At 71.2% G+C, this 14,935-nt stretch carries 14 protein-coding genes; 7 read left to right on the top strand and 7 right to left on the bottom strand.

Going from position 1 to position 14,935, the window contains the following annotated elements; translation table 11 throughout:
* Position 1: 1 nt before the first annotated feature.
* Positions 2–571, bottom strand: coding sequence for an NADPH-dependent FMN reductase (locus ACRAKI_RS05530; RefSeq protein WP_447005963.1), 570 nt, complete (start codon positions 569–571; stop codon positions 2–4).
* 569 nt (positions 572–1,140) lie between these two features.
* Positions 1,141–1,380 carry a hypothetical protein gene (locus ACRAKI_RS05525; RefSeq protein ID WP_447005962.1) on the bottom strand — a complete coding sequence of 80 codons (240 nt, stop codon included), beginning with the start codon at positions 1,378–1,380 and terminating at the stop codon, positions 1,141–1,143.
* An 89-nt stretch (positions 1,381–1,469) separates the two neighbouring features.
* Here ACRAKI_RS05525 and ACRAKI_RS05520 point away from each other — a divergent pair, with 89 nt between their 5' ends.
* Together ACRAKI_RS05520 and ACRAKI_RS05515 are read left to right on the top strand one after the other, a co-directional pair.
* Entirely contained in the window at positions 1,470–2,309 is an 840-nt protein-coding gene (locus ACRAKI_RS05520) for a helix-turn-helix domain-containing protein (RefSeq protein WP_447005961.1), read from the top strand.
* A 9-nt stretch (positions 2,310–2,318) separates the two neighbouring features.
* Positions 2,319–2,480, top strand: a complete 162-nt coding sequence (locus ACRAKI_RS05515) for a DUF397 domain-containing protein (RefSeq protein WP_447005960.1) — start codon at positions 2,319–2,321, stop codon at positions 2,478–2,480.
* 48 nt (positions 2,481–2,528) lie between these two features.
* Here ACRAKI_RS05515 and ACRAKI_RS05510 read toward each other — a convergent pair whose 3' ends face one another.
* Entirely contained in the window at positions 2,529–4,730 is a 2,202-nt protein-coding gene (locus tag ACRAKI_RS05510) for a terpene synthase family protein (protein ID WP_447005959.1), read from the bottom strand.
* 209 nt (positions 4,731–4,939) lie between these two features.
* Between ACRAKI_RS05510 and ACRAKI_RS05505 the strand changes: the two genes are divergently transcribed.
* The 4 genes from ACRAKI_RS05505 to ACRAKI_RS05490 all read left to right on the top strand — a co-directional run bounded on the left by ACRAKI_RS05505 (position 4,940) and on the right by ACRAKI_RS05490 (position 9,351).
* Positions 4,940–5,410 (top strand): SRPBCC family protein, encoded by a 471-nt coding sequence (locus ACRAKI_RS05505; protein ID WP_447005958.1) that lies wholly within the window; start codon positions 4,940–4,942, stop codon positions 5,408–5,410.
* A gap of 96 nt (positions 5,411–5,506) precedes the next feature.
* Entirely contained in the window at positions 5,507–6,325 is an 819-nt protein-coding gene (locus tag ACRAKI_RS05500) for an ABC transporter ATP-binding protein (RefSeq protein ID WP_447005957.1), read from the top strand.
* Between the two features lie 30 nt (positions 6,326–6,355).
* On the top strand, positions 6,356–7,321 hold the full coding sequence (locus ACRAKI_RS05495; protein WP_447005956.1) for an ABC transporter substrate-binding protein: 966 nt from the start codon (positions 6,356–6,358) through the stop codon (positions 7,319–7,321).
* Positions 7,321–9,351: an iron ABC transporter permease gene (locus ACRAKI_RS05490; protein ID WP_447005955.1), complete on the top strand. Its 2,031-nt coding sequence runs from the start codon at positions 7,321–7,323 to the stop codon at positions 9,349–9,351. The genes ACRAKI_RS05495 and ACRAKI_RS05490 overlap by 1 nt, the downstream gene beginning before the upstream one ends.
* 498 nt (positions 9,352–9,849) lie before the next feature.
* Here the strand turns inward: ACRAKI_RS05490 and ACRAKI_RS05485 are convergent, their stop codons facing one another.
* Together ACRAKI_RS05485 and ACRAKI_RS05480 are read right to left on the bottom strand one after the other, a co-directional pair.
* Positions 9,850–11,220: a serine hydrolase gene (locus ACRAKI_RS05485; protein WP_447005954.1), complete on the bottom strand. Its 1,371-nt coding sequence runs from the start codon at positions 11,218–11,220 to the stop codon at positions 9,850–9,852.
* A 165-nt stretch (positions 11,221–11,385) separates the two neighbouring features.
* Entirely contained in the window at positions 11,386–13,008 is a 1,623-nt protein-coding gene (locus ACRAKI_RS05480) for a sulfatase (protein WP_447005953.1), read from the bottom strand.
* An 83-nt stretch (positions 13,009–13,091) separates the two neighbouring features.
* Here ACRAKI_RS05480 and ACRAKI_RS05475 point away from each other — a divergent pair, with 83 nt between their 5' ends.
* The gene (locus ACRAKI_RS05475; RefSeq protein WP_447005952.1) at positions 13,092–13,763 is read left to right on the top strand and encodes a RibD family protein; all 672 of its coding nucleotides are present in this window, start codon (positions 13,092–13,094) and stop codon (positions 13,761–13,763) included.
* Here the strand turns inward: ACRAKI_RS05475 and ACRAKI_RS05470 are convergent.
* Together ACRAKI_RS05470 and ACRAKI_RS05465 are read right to left on the bottom strand one after the other, a co-directional pair.
* Positions 13,745–14,173 carry a DoxX family protein gene (locus tag ACRAKI_RS05470; RefSeq protein WP_447005951.1) on the bottom strand — a complete coding sequence of 143 codons (429 nt, stop codon included), beginning with the start codon at positions 14,171–14,173 and terminating at the stop codon, positions 13,745–13,747. The two genes, ACRAKI_RS05475 and ACRAKI_RS05470, sit on opposite strands and share 19 nt — an antisense overlap.
* Positions 14,166–14,888: a CDP-alcohol phosphatidyltransferase family protein gene (locus tag ACRAKI_RS05465; RefSeq protein WP_447005950.1), complete on the bottom strand. Its 723-nt coding sequence runs from the start codon at positions 14,886–14,888 to the stop codon at positions 14,166–14,168. Before ACRAKI_RS05465 ends, ACRAKI_RS05470 begins: the two co-directional genes overlap by 8 nt.
* Positions 14,889–14,935 lie beyond the last annotated feature (47 nt).

Genomic DNA, 14,935 nt, shown 5'->3' with positions numbered 1-14,935 from the left:
GTCAGGCCCCGTAAGGCCGCTTCACGCGGGCCTCCTGCAACGCCGTCCCCCACCAGACCAGCTGGTCCAGCACGGTCGTCGCGGCCTTGTTCACCTCGTCCGCCCCCACCGGGTTCCCGGCGTCGTCGAACCGGTCCCACGCCCCGTGGAAGCTGACCGTGTCCCGCACCGTCACGGCGTGCAGCTCGGCGAAGACCTGCCGCAACTGCTCGACCGCCCGCAACCCGCCGCCGACGCCCCCGTACGACACGAACCCGACCGGCTTGGCCTGCCACTCGGTGAAGTGCCAGTCGATGGCGCTCTTCAACGGCGCGGGGAAGCTGTGGTTGTACTCGGGCGTGATGACCACGAACGCGTCCGCGTCACGCAGGCGCGGCGAGACGAGCGCGACTTCCGGCGCGGGCTCCTCGCCGAAGCCGTGCAGCCGGTCCGGCAGGTCGAGGTCGTCCAGGTCCAGCACGTCCACGCTCAGGTCGTCGCGCTGCTTGGCGCGGTCGGCGAACCAGTTCGCCACCACCGGCGCGAACCGGCCCTTCCGCGTGCTCCCCACGATGATCGCCAGCTTGATCACGGTGTTCCTTCCCCTCGGTCGTGTCGGTGTCGACGCTATGAGGGGGGTGCGCGGCGGGCATCTGTCACGTGACTGGTCACCTGACGGATCCGACCGGTCGCCCGTGCCCCCGGCGGCCGGCGGCACGGGCCTGTCCGGCTCAGTCGATGTCGGCCATAAGTTGTTGATGTTGAAGCCCACGCCGATCGAATAGGGCGCCTTGAAACCTGCGGCGCCGGTGCCGGGGTAGAGCGGCAGTGCTCCGGTTCTTTTCCGCGCCAGGACATCGGCCTTGCCGTCGAGGTCGAAGTCCCCGAGGTGCCCGTGGGAACACCGACTCCGGCACCTCGACGTCCGAGACCACCGCGGCGGCCACCTCGTCACCGAGGCTGAGCCCGTCGAGGTCGCCGTCGAAGCGGCAGTGCACGCCGAGCTACAGCCGGCTCAACGCGTTCTCCCCGGCGGCAGCGCTGAAGGAGCTGAACGTGCGGCTCTTCGCGGTTCCGTCCGGCTCGGTGGCCGCGTGCGGGTCCTCGGTCTGGAAGGGCCCACCCGGGTAGTTGTGGGCGACCCCCGTGGATCGGTCGCGCTCAGGACGACGCGGCCCGGCCCTTGAGGTGGTCCCGGCCTTGGGACAGGGTGCCCGCCAGGTGCTCCAGGGCTTCTTCGCAGAGCACGAGGGTCACGCCGTTGGCCACGCCGAGGACCTTGCTGCGCTCGCCGACGAACACCTCGACCTGATCGTCAGCCAGCAGTTCGACGCTCATCACGGCGGCCGGGGCGACCTCGACGTAGGTGTGGCTGTAGACGGAATTGTCGTTGATGTGCATGGTCGCCAACGGTAGGGCTATACGTCTACGACCGACCAGTACACGATCGAGTGATACGTTTATCGAGGCGACCTGGCTACAGTCTGATCATGTTCGAGTTGGCCGCGCCCTCGGCGCTCCAGTGGTTGATCGGTGTCGAACTCGCGCGCTACCGGAACGAGGCGGGCCTGTCGCTCACGGAACTGTCGGCGGCCTGCGGGATCGGAAAGCCCAAGCTCGGCCACATGGAGACCGGCCGGAGCACACAGTACCCGGGTGACATCCGCAAGATCCTCAAGGCCTGCCACGTCGAGCGGGAGAACATCGACCGGCTGGTGCTGCTGAGCAGCCGTGCCGACGACGCCTCGTGGGTGGGGCCGTGGACCGATGTCGTGTCGGACTGGCTGCGCACCATGGTCGGGCTGGAGTCGTTGGCACGGCGGGAGTTCGTCTTCGAACCGATCGTCCTGCCCGGCCTCCTCCAGACCGAGGACTACTCGAGGGCCTTGACCAACGCGTCACCGAGGGTGAAGTCGGACGCAGCCGGTCGCTTGGTCGAGTTCCGGATGCAGCGGGCGCGGTTGCTGCTCAAGGAGGAGCCGCTGGAGTTGCACGCGGTGCTGAACTTGCAGGCGTTGCGGCTTCGAGTGGGCGAACAGGATTTGATGAACGAGCAGTACCGACACCTCTTGAAGCTCGGTGAGCTGCCGAATGTCACCTTGCAGGTGGTGTTGCCCGAGGCAGGACCGCACGCCGCGAACACCGGGCAGTTCGTGCTGCTCGACTTCGCCGACGCCCGACCGATCGCCTACATCGAGATTCAGGATGCGGCCGTCTTCGTGGGTGAACCCGATCGGGTTCGGACCTATACGCTGAGTACGCAGAGCTTGGAACGAGTCGCGCTGTCGCCCGTTGAGAGCGCGACCCTGATCGAATCGTTGATCACGTAGGAGTCCGCTATGTGGCGTACCAGCAGTTACAGCGCCGACAACGGCAGCTGTGTCGCCGTCAAGTTCCCGGCGGACGGCCCGGTTGCCGTCCGTGATTCGAAGAACCCCACCGGTCCTCAACTCGCCTTCCCGCCGAACGCCTGGACCGGGTTCCTCAAGCACGGCAAGTGAACAACGGGCCGGAGCGTGCGCGCCCCGGCCCGTTTCACCAGTCGGCGGTCACCTGTGGCGCGCCAGGATCCGGGTGGAGGACGTGCCGAGGCCCGTCGGGCCGTGCAGCGACTGCGGGACGATCTCCCGGTCGCCGAAGTGCTTGGCCAGGTCGGCGTCGTGGTAGCGGACGACCTCGCGGTGCCAGTTGAGGATCCCGGCCATCCAGTCCTCCAGCTCGGCGACGTGCGTGGTCAGGGCGTCACGCACCTCCGGGTCGAGGTCGAACTCCTCGAACAGCGCGGGCAGCTCGACCGCGACCGAGTGCTGGAACTGCTTGAGCCGCGCGTTCGCCAGGTCGGTCGTGACCTGGTAGGCGCGCTCCAGGTCCACGTCGAGGAAGTTGCGCACCACCAGCACCATGTTGTGCACCTCCCCCTCGAACTGGACCTCCTTCCGGTACGAGTAGAGGTCGTTGAGCAGGGTCGCGTAGTCGATCGCCGAGTTCTCGATGTTCCGGATGGTCCGGGTGCGGTAGATCGCGTCCGGCACCAGCCGGCCGTGGCCGAACCGGGCCAGGCTCATGGTGAGGTCCGAGCCGAACGTGCTGCGGCGCATCTCGACGTAGTCCACCGGGTCGGGCACGCGGTTCTCGTGCTGGTTCTTCAGCTCCCACAGCCAGCTGTCCAGCATCAGGTCCATGGCGCGCCGCAACTGCTGCCGGTTGTCCGGCGGCATCGGGGCGGTGGTGCGCTGCCAGAGGTCGGCGAGGCTGCGCTCCATCGGGGTCACCGGCGTGGGCGGCCGGCCTTCGAGGGGCATCATCTGCTTCAGCCGGTCGGTGGTGACCTTCGCGGCGGGCATGTCCAGCGTGCGGCCGAAGACGGCCGGGTAGTAGTCGTCGCCGTAGGTGCCCCAGGTCAGCCACATCGCGGAGGTCTCCAACTCCTCCGGTGTGGCGTCCGGGTCGATGCCGGCCGAGCACAGCGCGAGGTCGTAGTCGCGCAGCTTGCTCTCGGTCCACACGCGCGGCACGTCGTCGAAGACGCCCATGGCGCGCGCCCAGGCGACGCTCTTCTCCTTCGCGTCGTGCCAGTGCGGGCTCAGCTTCAGCGCGAACGGCATGTCGAGGGCCGGTTCCGGCAGTGACGGGACCTCTTCGAACGGCACGTGGCTGAAGCTGCGCAGGCGCTGCGGCGCGGTGGCGATGAGCGAGCGGACGGCGCTCGTGCCGAGGCCCGTCGGTCCGCCCAGCACCGGGTTCGCGGTGACCGCGCCCTCGTTCATGTAGCGGCTGGAGCGGGCGTGCCACTCGTGGCCGCCGGACTGCCAGTCCTGCAAACCCTTCACGTACGCCAGCACGGCCAGCCGTCCGGCCGGGTCGATCGCGTTGTCGTCCAGCAGCGCGGGCACCTCGGTCACGGCGGTGTGCTCGAACTGGTGCAGCCGGGACGTGAGCAGGTCGTTGACCGCCTCGGCGGCCTCCTGCGTGGGGATGTCGAGGAACTTCTCCAGCACCAGGACGCCGTTGCTCAGCTCGCCCTCGTCCAGCACCTCGCGCTCGTACGAGAACAGGTCGTTGCGCAGGTGCACGGCGTCGGCGAACGTGTCGCGCAGGACGCCGATCGGGCGGGTGAGGGCGATCCGGGCGGGCACCTCCATCCCCGTGACGTGCTCGACCAGGTTCGCCGACCACGGCGCGCCGCCCACCTTGCGGCGCATCTCGATGTACTCGATCGGGTTGGACAGCCGGCCTTCGGAGATGTTCAGCAGCTCCCACATGGACTCGTCCAGCAGGTGCTTGGTGTTGTCCGCGAACCGGCGCCGCCAATCGGGTGAATGGGAGTGGACGGTGCGCGTCCACAGGTCGGCGAGGCCCTTCTCGACCGGGTTCGTCGGCTCCTCGGTGATCTGCCCGTCGACCGGCATGAACAGCGGCAGCCGGTCGAGGTACGCCTTCGCGCCCGCCACGTCCGGGTTGCGCTTGTACAGCTCCACGAAGTGGTCGTCGAAGTAGAAGACCCACACGTACCAGTCGGTGACCAGGTCGAGGTCGTCCCCGGACGCGTCCGGGTGCGTGTAGGCGCAGAGCAGCGCGTAGTCGTGCGAGTCGAGGTCCTCGTCGGTCCAGATCACCGTGCCGTGCTGCGGGACGTCGATCATGTCCATCTCGTGCGCCCACGCCTTGGTGTGCGCCCGCGCGCGGTCGAGGTTCGGGTTCAGCCGTGCCGGATGTGGCATGTAGAAATCCGGCAACTGGAACGGCTGCATCTGGTGGCACCTCTCGGTTGCGTGGGTTACCCGTGTACGCAACCAGTGCGGGACCGTGCGGGCCAAGGGTCGGCGGGGTTGATCCACACGTTCGAGCGGAGTGTCCCCCCGAGTGGCGCAAGGCGGTACTGCTGTCGGTGGCCGCCGGGGTGCGGCCTGACTCGTGCGGTGTGCGGTGGAACCGCCACGGAAGCGGCACACTGGAACACGTGCCCCGCCTGGAGCCGTTCGACCTGGACTTCTTCGACTCGGCACCGCAGCGCCGCAGCTACGTGCTGGACCTGCCGGTGTCACCCGATCGTGTGTGGCGTGGCCTGACCGCGTCCAACCCGCTGTGGTGGTGCCGCCTGCTGTCCACCGCCGAGTACACGTCACCCCGCCCGTTCGGGGTGGGCACGGCGCGGAGGACGGCGGTGCTGGGCGTGCTGCGGCTGCACGAGGTGTTCTTCCGGTGGGAGGAGGGGCGGCGGCAGTCGTTCCGGGCGGAGCGGGCCAACCTGCCGGTATTCCGCCGGTTCGGCGAGGACTACCTGGTGGAGCGGGCGGACGACGGGTGCCGGCTCACGTGGACGTTCGCCTACGAGCCCGCGGTGAAGTTCGGCGGCGGGATCAGCGCGGCGGTGTTCTCGTCGGTGTTCTCGTCGGTGGTCTCGGACACGCGCCGGCACTTCGGCGGCTGACCCCGCCGCGACAGCGCCGCGTTGCGGCAATCGCCGGCGAAGTGCAGTAGGTCACGCCCATACGGGTGAATTGCCGCCTTAGGTTAGGCTCCCCTCATGTCCAAGGGAGACGCGCTGCTCGCCGGTGACGAGCTGGTCCTGGCGCACCACGACCGCGCTGTGGTGCACGGCGTCTCGCTCGGACTGCGCGCGGGCGTCGTGACGGCGCTCGTCGGCCCCAACGGGTCCGGCAAGTCGACCGTGCTCCGGTCGCTGGCGCGCCTGCACCGGCCCCGCACGGGCCAGGTCCGGCTGGGCGAGCGCCCGGTGTGGGGGCACTCCGCGCTGTCCGGCAAGGAGTTCGCCCGCAACGTCACCCTGCTCACCCAGCAGCGGCCCACGCCGTCCGGTGTGTCGGTGCGCGACGTCGTCTCCTACGGCCGGTACCCGTACCGGACGGGGTGGCGTGGCGTGGACATGGAGGGGAACGCCGCCATCACCCGCGCCATGGAGCTGACCGGTGTCACCGCGATGGCGGACCGCGGCGTGGACGAGCTGTCCGGCGGCGAGCTGCAGCGCGTCTGGCTGGCGTCGTGCCTGGCGCAGCAGACCTCCGTGCTGCTGCTGGACGAGCCGACCAACCACCTCGACCTGCGCTACCAGGTGGAGGTGCTGGACGTGGTGCGCGACCTGGCGAACGACCACGACGTCGCGGTGGGCGTCGTGCTGCACGACCTCGACCACGCGGCGATCATCGCCGACGAGGTCGTGCTGCTGTCCGAGGGACGGGTCGTCGCGGCGGGCGGGGTCCGCGACGTCCTCACCGGTGACCACCTCACCCACGCCTACGGCGTCGCGGTGCACGTCGCCGACGACCCGGTGACCGGCGCGATCCACTGCCGCCCCCTGGGCCGGCACACACCGCGCCCGGTCTGACCTTCCCCCTGAAGCTGAGAGGTTCGAGCCATGCGCTTGTCGACCCCTGCCCTGATCGCGGCGGCCGTGCTGCTGTCCGCCTGTGGCACCACTGAAACACCGGCGACCGCGCCGAGCGAGTCCGCGGGCGGCCCGGTCACGGTGACCGACTCCCGCGGCAAGGCCGTCGAGCTGAAGGCGCCCGCCCAGCGGGTCGTCACGCTGGAATGGGCCGAGACCGAGGTCGTCGCCTCACTGGGTGTCATGCCGGTGGGTGTTGCGGACGCCGCCGGCTACAAGACGTGGGACGCGTCCGTGCCGCTCGACGCGGACGTGAAGGACGTGGGCAAGCGCAACGAGCCCAGCGTCGACTCGATCGTCGCGCTGAACCCGGACGTGGTGATCATGGCCGCGGGTCGGGACGAGACCATGGTGGGGCAGCTGGAGAAGTACGTCCCGGTGGTCGTGACCAAGGCCAGCGACGCCTCGCGCAACATGGAGCGGCTGCGCGACGACGTGAAGATGATCGCGCGGACGGTCGGCAAGTCCGCCGAGGGCGACGAGCTGCTGTCCGAGATGGACACCGCGCTGGCCGAGGGCAAGAAGGCCGTCGAGGCCAAGGGCGCGACCGGCACGCCGTTCCTGATGGCGGACGGCTGGCTGGAGGGCAGCACGGTCAACATCCGCCCGTTCGGCAAGGGCTCGCAGGTGTCCGACACGGCCGAGGCGCTGGGCCTGGTGAACGCGTGGACCGGCGAGGTCGACGCGAAGTGGGGCCTGGGCGCGACCGACGTCGAGGGCCTGACCGCCATCACCGACCCGAAGACCGTGCTGTTCTACAGCGCCTCCGAGGACGACGTGTTCACCACCGGCCTGGCGGAGAACCCGGTGTGGCAGCGGCTGCCGTTCGTGGTCTCGCAGAAGGTGGTCAAGCTGGAGCCGGGCACGTGGACGTTCGGCGGCCCGAAGTCCGTCGTGCACGTCGCCGAGCAGTTCGTGAAGGCCGTCACCGCCTGATGCGCACCGCCGCCGTCACGGCGGGGATCGTGGCGGCCATCGCCGTGCTCTCCGCCGTCCACCTGACCCAGGGCACCGCGTCGACCGGTGTGCTCGACGTGCTCGCCGCCCTGGTGGGCGACGGGGACGCGCAGACCCTCGCCGTGCTGGAGGGTTCGCGCGTGCCGCGCCTGCTGGCCGCGCTGCTGATCGGTGTCGCGCTGGGCGTCGCCGGCGCCGGGATGCAGTCGGTGGCGCGCAACCCGCTGGCGTCACCGGACACGCTCGCGGTGAACGCGGGCTCGCACCTGGCCGTGGTGTCGATCGCCGCGTTCGGGGTGAGCCTGCCGACGCTGCCGGCGGGCGGGGCGGCGTTCGTGGGCGGGTTGGCGGCGGCGGTCGTCGTGCTCGGGTTGTCCGGCGGCGGTTCGACCAGCCCCCGGTTGGTGCTGGTCGGGTCGGCGGTGGCGTTGACGTTGCAGTCGGCGACGATCCTGTTGCTGCTGATGTACGAGGAGGAGACAACCGGGCTGTTCGGGTGGGGCAGCGGGTCGTTGACGGTGAGCGACCTGAACGCGACCGCGCAGATGACGCCGGTCGTGGTGGTCGCGGTGGCGGCTCTGGTGGTGATGGGGCGGTCGCTGGACGTCCTGGCCCTGGGTGACGACAGCGCGACCGTGCTGGGGTTGAAGGTGCGGCGCACGCGGGTCGGCGCGGTGCTGCTGACCGTGGCGCTGACGGCGGCGGCGGTGACGGTGGCCGGGCCGGTCGGCTTCGTCGGGCTGAGCGCGCCGGTGATCACGCGGCTGCTGACGCCGTTCGTGCCCGGGTTGGGCCGGCACCGGGCGTTGCTGCCGGTGTCGGGGCTGGTCGGCGTGCTGATCGTGCTGGGCGCGGACGTGCTGCTGCGCGCGGTGATGGGATCCGCGTCGGCGATCCGCGTGCCGACCGGTGTCACGACGACGCTGCTCGGTGCGGCGGTGCTGATCTGGATGGCTCGGCGCGGGCGGTCGAGCGGGACGCCGCGGCAGGCGCCGGCCGGTCGGGTCGGGGTGGCGGGGTCGCGGCGTCGGCTCGTGGTGACCTCGGCGGTGCTGGTCGTGCTGGTGGTCGCGGCGCCGGTGGCGGGGCTGATGCTCGGGGACCGGCTGGTGCTGCTGGGCGACCTGGCGAACTGGCTGGCCGGGCGTTCGGGGACGGCGCTGACGTTCGTGATCGACCAGCGGCTGCCGCGCGTGCTGGCGGCGTTGATGGCCGGTGCGGCGTTGGCGGTGTCCGGGTGCGGCATCCAGTCGGTGAGCCGGAACCCGTTGGCGGAACCGGGTCTGCTGGGCATCACGGCGGGGGCGGGGCTCGGTGCGATCACGTTGATTACGGTCGTGCCGCTGGCCGGGGCGTGGCACATCGCCGGTGCGGCCGGTGTCGGCGCGATGGTGGCGTTCGCGCTGGTCTACGGGCTGGCTTGGCGGTCCGGGCTGGACTCGGACCGGCTGGTGGTCATCGGCATCGCGATGTGGTCCGGCGGGATGGCGCTGATCACGCTGCTGATCGTGACGTCGGACCCGTGGAACACGGCGAAGGCGCTGACCTGGCTGTCCGGGTCCACGTACGGGCGGACGCTGGAGCAGGTGGTGCCGACCGTGCTGGCGCTGGCGCTGCTGACGCCGTTGCTGTGGGCGCAGCACCGCGAGCTGGACTTGCACAGCCTGGACGAGGACACGCCCCGGGTGCTGGGGATGCGGGTGGAGCGGTCGCGGCTGGTGATCCTGGCGGCGGCGGGCGTGCTGGCGGCGACGGCCGTGTCGGCGATCGGCGTGGTGGCGTTCGTCGGGTTGGTCGCGCCGCACCTGGCCCGGTCGCTGGTCGGTGGCCGGCACGCGCGGGTGCTCCCGGTGGCGGCGGCGCTGGGCGCGGTGCTGGTGTCGATCGCGGACACGGTGGGGCGGACCGTGATCGCGCCCGCGCAGGTGCCGGCCGGGTTGGTGATCTCGTTGATCGGCACGCCGTACTTCGTGCTGGTGCTGTGGCGGACGCGGGAGATGCGCACCTGAGGCCCGCGGACGGCTGAGCCGAGCTGTCGCGGGACCTCGACGTCGTTCGCGCCGACTTCGACGACCCTGCCACGCTGCGCCGCGCGATGACGGGCGTGGGGCGTTGTTCCTGCTCACGGCTCCCGCGAAGCCCACGCCGGACCACGACTTGGCGGTGCTCGACGCGGCGGCGTCTGTCCGTCCACAACGGACAGACGTACTCCGTGACCGGCCCGAAGCGCTGAGCGTCCCCGACCAGGCCGCGATCCTGGCCGCCGCGCTGGGCAGGCCGGTCGGGACCGCGGACGTGCCGGCGGACGCCGGACGGGCCGACATGCTCGGTCGCGGCGTGGACAGCGAGGCCGTGGACGCCGTGCTCACGGGGGTCGAGTGGGCGCGGGCGGGCACAACGCCGTGGTGGCCGAGGACGTGGCCGGAGTCCTCGGCCACCCGGCGACGAGCTTCGCCACCTGGGTCCAGGACCACTTGGCGGCGTTCCGCTGAGCGAGACGTCCGGGATCAGCGCAGCGACGTGACGATCCGGTCGACCGCCGCGCCCAGCTTGGCGTACTTCTCGGTGTACAGCACCGGGAAGACGCCGGGCGGGTCGGCGGGGCGGTGGGTGTCGACGTAGTCCGTGCCCAGGTTGCCGAACAGGACCACGATGTAGTTGCGCTTCTCCTTGCCCGGCAACGACTTCACGATGCCCGCGTCGCTGCCGGTGGTGTCGACCCAGCCGGTCTTGTGGCCGAACGCGACCTCGGCGGCGGCGTCGCACGGCCGCACGTCGCGGTCGTACACGGCGTCACCGACCTTCACCGTGCCATCGGGCTGGATCCACCGCGGGGGCGTGCGCTGCGGGATGCCCTGCGCCGGGTAGTCGCGCCCGCACCAGTTCGTGGTGGACAGCATCTCGTTGTGCCCCTGGTCGCCCAGCGACCCCAGGAACTGGGCACGGGACGCCGCGCTCAGCTCGTGGCGGGTGACCAACTTGCCCGAATCGGTGGTCCACAGGACGCCGAAACCGCCGTTGACCAGCAGGAGCAGCTTCGCCGTGTCGATGCTGCTCATGTTCGAGCCGATCCACCGGCCGCCGTTGCCCGGGTTGGTGCCGGTGACCATCAGCGTCGGCATCCCGAGGTCCGCGAACATCCGGTTGACCTCGTCCCACGCGCCGAGGTCGTGGATCACCTTGATCAGCGCGCAGGTCGACTCGTTCCGCGACTTGGTGATCATCTCGTCGAAGTGCCGCCGGATCACCTCGCTCGACTCGCCACCGCACGCCGGGTTGATCGTCACCGGCCGGTAGTCGTAGACGGCGTCGAGGTCGACCCGGCCCTGATCGGCCAGCCGCAGGACGCCGAAGCCCACCATCAGCTTGAGCACCGACGCCGGGTACGGGGACGAGAAGTCGATCGGCGCGTCCTCCCGGCCGGCGAGCACGTCCCGGGTGCCCCGGCCGCCGTTGACGTCCCACTCGGTGTCGTCCCACCACCGGTAGCGCACCTCGTCCGTGGCCAACTCCCGCCGGTCCAGCGGCACGACGACACCGTTGGGGTACTGCGGGCTGAGCAGCACGTCGGCCATCGCGACCGGCCGGCCGAAGCCGTCGAGCTCGATCACCGCGAGGTCCAGGTTCGGGGTCTGGTGCAGCGGCTTGGCGTCGGCGACGCCCAACCGGGCGACGTCCCCGGCGGGCACCGAGTCGTACTTCTCCGGCGCGCCGGCCTTGGACGCCGCCACCAGGTCCGGCGGGGTCAGGTCGAGCACGTCCTCGAAGTCCTGCGCGACCACGGCGCGCCGCAGCGATTCGGCGAGCCGGGCGCTCGCGCCGCCGCCCTCCGCGCCGCCGCCCTCCGCGCCACCGCCCTCCGCATCGGCGGAAGACACCGTTGTCAGAGCGCTGACCAGGGCTGTTGCGGCGACCACTGCGGTGGCGGTGAGCAGCCCGCGTCGGAAACGTCCCATTGCACTCCCCCAGAAGTCGATTGCCAGAGCCGCACCGACCGTAGAGCACTTATCACCTCTGCGTGACGGGAACGACCCGAACAAGACCTACCGGAACGCGGTCAGGAACTGGTCGCGGAAGGTGTCCATCGGGCGGACCGGCGCCTGCGGACCTGGTTCGAGGCCATCGGTCCAGCCCCAGCCGGCGGTCCGGTCCAGCACCGCCGGGTCGCGGGCCACGATGGTGATCGGCACGTCCCGGCCCGCGCCGATGCCGGTGACGAACGGCGCGGGCTGGTGGTCGCCGAGGAACACGAGCACCAAGTCGTCGTCGCCGTAGGTCTCGACGTACGACACGAGGGTGTTCAGCGAGTACTCGACGGACCGCGCGTAGTCGGCCCGCACCAGTGCGGGTTCCCGGCCGAACATGTCCTCCGCCGGCGCCTCGCCCGAGGGCATCGCGTGGTACACCGAGCCGTCGCCGACGTCGTCCCAGCCGACCGCGGACGGGAACGGCGACCACGGCGCGTGGCTGGACAGCAGCGGGATCGCCGCCATCACCGGCGCGTGCTCACCGGCCCGCTCGGCCCGCTGGAACCGCGACAGCGTGAACTGGTCGGGCATGGTCGCGTAGCCGAAGCGCGGCCCCTCGTAGCCGAGGTCGCCGGACGCGTAGATCCGGTCGTAGCCGAAGACCTCGCCTTCCGGCCACGCCTCGGTGATGCCCGGCATGACGCCCACCGAGCGCCAGCCCGCACGCCGGAACGCGCCGCCCAGCGTCAACCGGTCGCCGGCGACGAGCGTGCGGTAGCGCTGCTGGTTGTCGACCCACAGCCCGGACAGCAGGGTGGCCTGGGCGAGCCAGCTGCCGCCGCCGGCCGTCGGCGAGGTGAGGAACGCGCTGCGCGAGGCGTACCCGGCGTCGACCAGCCGCCGGGTGCCCGCGTCCAGCACCGCGCCGACGTGCGGCGCGATCTCCGGGTGCTCCACGGCGGCACGCCCGTAGCTCTCCACGAACGCCAGCACGACGTCCTTGCCGCGCAACGCCGTCAGCAGCTCCTCGCCCGCCGCGTCGCGGAACGCGTCCACCGCCGCCACCTCCGCGAACCGCTCCTGGTCGCCCAGACCTGCGCGCACCTGGCGCGCGTGGTCGTAGACGAACTCCGCCGTGCTGTGCGACGCGATCGGCACACCGGGCGCGAGCTGCAGGCCCGGTGCGGCGCACGTGATCCACACGACCGTGAGCACGGCGACGGCACGCGTGACGAACAGCCGGTGTCGCCCCACGACCCCGGTCAACCGCACCACGGACCGCGTCGCCAGGAACACCACCGCCGCCCCGAGCAGCACGGCCGCCAACACCACCGCGACCGCCGCGAACCACCCGACCGTCACGTGCACGTAGTTCACCGCCGGACCCAGCAGCGGCCAGTCGAGCACCAGGTCGAACGGCCGGTGCAGCACCGCCTCGAACCCGATGTCCATCGCCTTCACCAGGAGCAGCACGCCGAGCGCCACCCCGCCGACCACCGCCGCCACCCGCCGCGCCCGCGCCGGCAGCACGAGCACCAGCACCAGGCCGAGCAGGCCTTCCAGCGGGAGGCGGAGGAACGCGGCCACCGTGAACCGGTCGAAGTCGCCGGGCGCCAGCAGGACGAACACCACGAACAGCGACGCCAGGGCGGTGACCGCGACGCGACGGCCACGATGGTCCACGACACTCCCCGTCATACGTCCTCCGCGGTCGATCGGCCCCTCGTCGGGGGTAACGCGTGATCAACCGCCTCCGGTTCACGCGTCGGTACGGTGGGGGCGTGATCCGTCCGCACGTCCTGCTCAGCGTCGCCGTCAGCGTGGACGGCTACATCGACGACCGGGGTGCGGAGCGGTTCCCGCTGTCCAACGCCGAGGACTTCGACCACGTCGACCGGGTGCGCGCGGAGTCGTGCGCGATCCTGGTCGGCGCCGCGACGATCCGCCGGGACAACCCGCGCCTGCTGGTCAACAGCGCGGAACGGCGTGCCGCACGGGTCGCCGCCGGCCGTCCCGAGTACCCGGTGAAGGTCACCGTGACCGGCAGCGGCGACCTCGACCCGGCGCTCAGGTTCTGGCACCACGGCGGCGACAAGCTCGTCTACACCACCGATGCCGGGCACGAGCCGGCCCGCGCGGCGGTCGGCGAGCTGGCGGAAGTCGTCCCGCTCGGCCCTTCGGTCGACTTCGGCGCGCTGCTGGACGACCTCGGCGCGCGCGGCGTGGACCGCCTCATGGTGGAGGGAGGCGGTCGGATCCACACCGCGTTCCTGGCCGCCGGCCTGGCCGACGAGATCCGGATGGCCGTCGCGCCGATGCTGATCGGCCAGGCCACCGCGCCGCGGTTCGTCAACCCGGCCGAGTTCCCCGGCGGCCCGGCCCGCCGCTTCCACCTGGAGGAGGTGACCAAGCTCGGCGACGTCGCCGTGCTGCGCTACTTCCCGAAGGTCTGAAGCAGCGCCGTGACGGTGTCGCGGCGAAACCACGCCACCACGGCGGCCGACACCACCACGACCGCCGGCAGCACCGCGCCCGCCGGGTCGCCGAGGACGACCAGCTCGGTGGCCACCGCACCCGCCATCACGCCCACCACGCCCAGCGCGGCGAGCCCGCACAGGCGCGGCACGAGCAGGCCGAGCCCGCCGGCGATCTCCAGCACACCGGTCACGTACCGCAGCCACTGCCCGAACCCGATCTCGTCGAACTTGCCCTCGAACTGGTCGCCGAACAGCGACCACCCGCTGTAGACCATGAACGCGGCGAGGAGCACCTGCAACGCCCAGAGCAGGACGTTCCCGACGCTCAGCCGGCTCGACCTCGCCGGACCGGACCTCGCCGACTCGGACATCGCAGGTTCAGACATCGCGCACTCCCTCCACCGATACCGCGGCACCGCGCCACAACGAGGCGGTGTCACGGCCGAACGACCAGATGAGCGCGGCCAGCGCGAGCGCGACCAGGACACCGGAGTGCGGCGCCGGCCCGGACGCGGCCACGACGAGCACGATCCCCTGCACGGCCGCCACCACCTTGCGCGCGTAGCTGGGCGGCAAAGGCCCCCTCAGCCAGGCCAAGGCCCAGGACGCCACCACGAACGCGTACCTCAGGGCGCCCATCACCAGCACCCACGGCCCCAACTCGAACGCCACGTGCACGCTCAGCACCAGGATGAGGAACGCGTCGACCTCCATGTCGAACCGCGCGCCCATCGGCGACGCCGTGCCCGTGCGGCGGGCCACCTGACCGTCCACGAAGTCCAGCGACAACGCCACCGCACCGAGCACGACGAGCAGCGCGGTGTGATCGGAACCGTCGGCCACCATCGCCGTGACGCAGCCGACCAGCAGCCCCCTGGCCAGCGTCACGCGGTCGGCCGGGCCGAGCACACCGGTCGGGGTCCGCTGCAACGCGCCGCTCAGCAACGCCTGCGTGGCGACCGCGTACGCGATCCCCGCGAGCCAGCCCAGCGGGCCGAGCCCGACCGCGCACTCCAGCACGCCGAGCAGGAACACCTGCACCGCCGCCCAAGCGGTGGTCTCCGTGTTCGTCAGCGCCGCACTGTGCTGAAGTGTGGTCATCGTGCCCCTCTGTGGCGGTGGGCCTCGTTGTCCGGAGGTTTGTACAG

It is taken from the genome of Saccharothrix isguenensis, from assembly GCF_052936305.1.
Note: the sequence above shows the minus strand (reverse complement) of the source record. Positions and strands in the feature narration are given on the sequence as shown.

Bases quoted from the DNA above. Each gene is read 5' to 3' on its own strand.
- ACRAKI_RS05525 (WP_447005962.1), bottom strand. From the start codon at position 1,380: ATGCACATCAACGACAATTCCGTCTACAGCCACACCTACGTCGAGGTC.
- ACRAKI_RS05520 (WP_447005961.1), top strand. From the start codon at position 1,470: ATGTTCGAGTTGGCCGCGCCCTCGGCGCTCCAGTGGTTGATCGGTGTC.
- ACRAKI_RS05515 (WP_447005960.1), top strand. From the start codon at position 2,319: ATGTGGCGTACCAGCAGTTACAGCGCCGACAACGGCAGCTGTGTCGCC.
- ACRAKI_RS05510 (WP_447005959.1), bottom strand. From the start codon at position 4,730: ATGCAGCCGTTCCAGTTGCCGGATTTCTACATGCCACATCCGGCACGG.
- ACRAKI_RS05500 (WP_447005957.1), top strand. From the start codon at position 5,507: ATGTCCAAGGGAGACGCGCTGCTCGCCGGTGACGAGCTGGTCCTGGCG.
- ACRAKI_RS05495 (WP_447005956.1), top strand. From the start codon at position 6,356: ATGCGCTTGTCGACCCCTGCCCTGATCGCGGCGGCCGTGCTGCTGTCC.
- ACRAKI_RS05490 (WP_447005955.1), top strand. From the start codon at position 7,321: ATGCGCACCGCCGCCGTCACGGCGGGGATCGTGGCGGCCATCGCCGTG.
- ACRAKI_RS05480 (WP_447005953.1), bottom strand. From the start codon at position 13,008: ATGACGGGGAGTGTCGTGGACCATCGTGGCCGTCGCGTCGCGGTCACC.
- ACRAKI_RS05470 (WP_447005951.1), bottom strand. From the start codon at position 14,173: ATGTCTGAACCTGCGATGTCCGAGTCGGCGAGGTCCGGTCCGGCGAGG.
- ACRAKI_RS05465 (WP_447005950.1), bottom strand. From the start codon at position 14,888: ATGACCACACTTCAGCACAGTGCGGCGCTGACGAACACGGAGACCACC.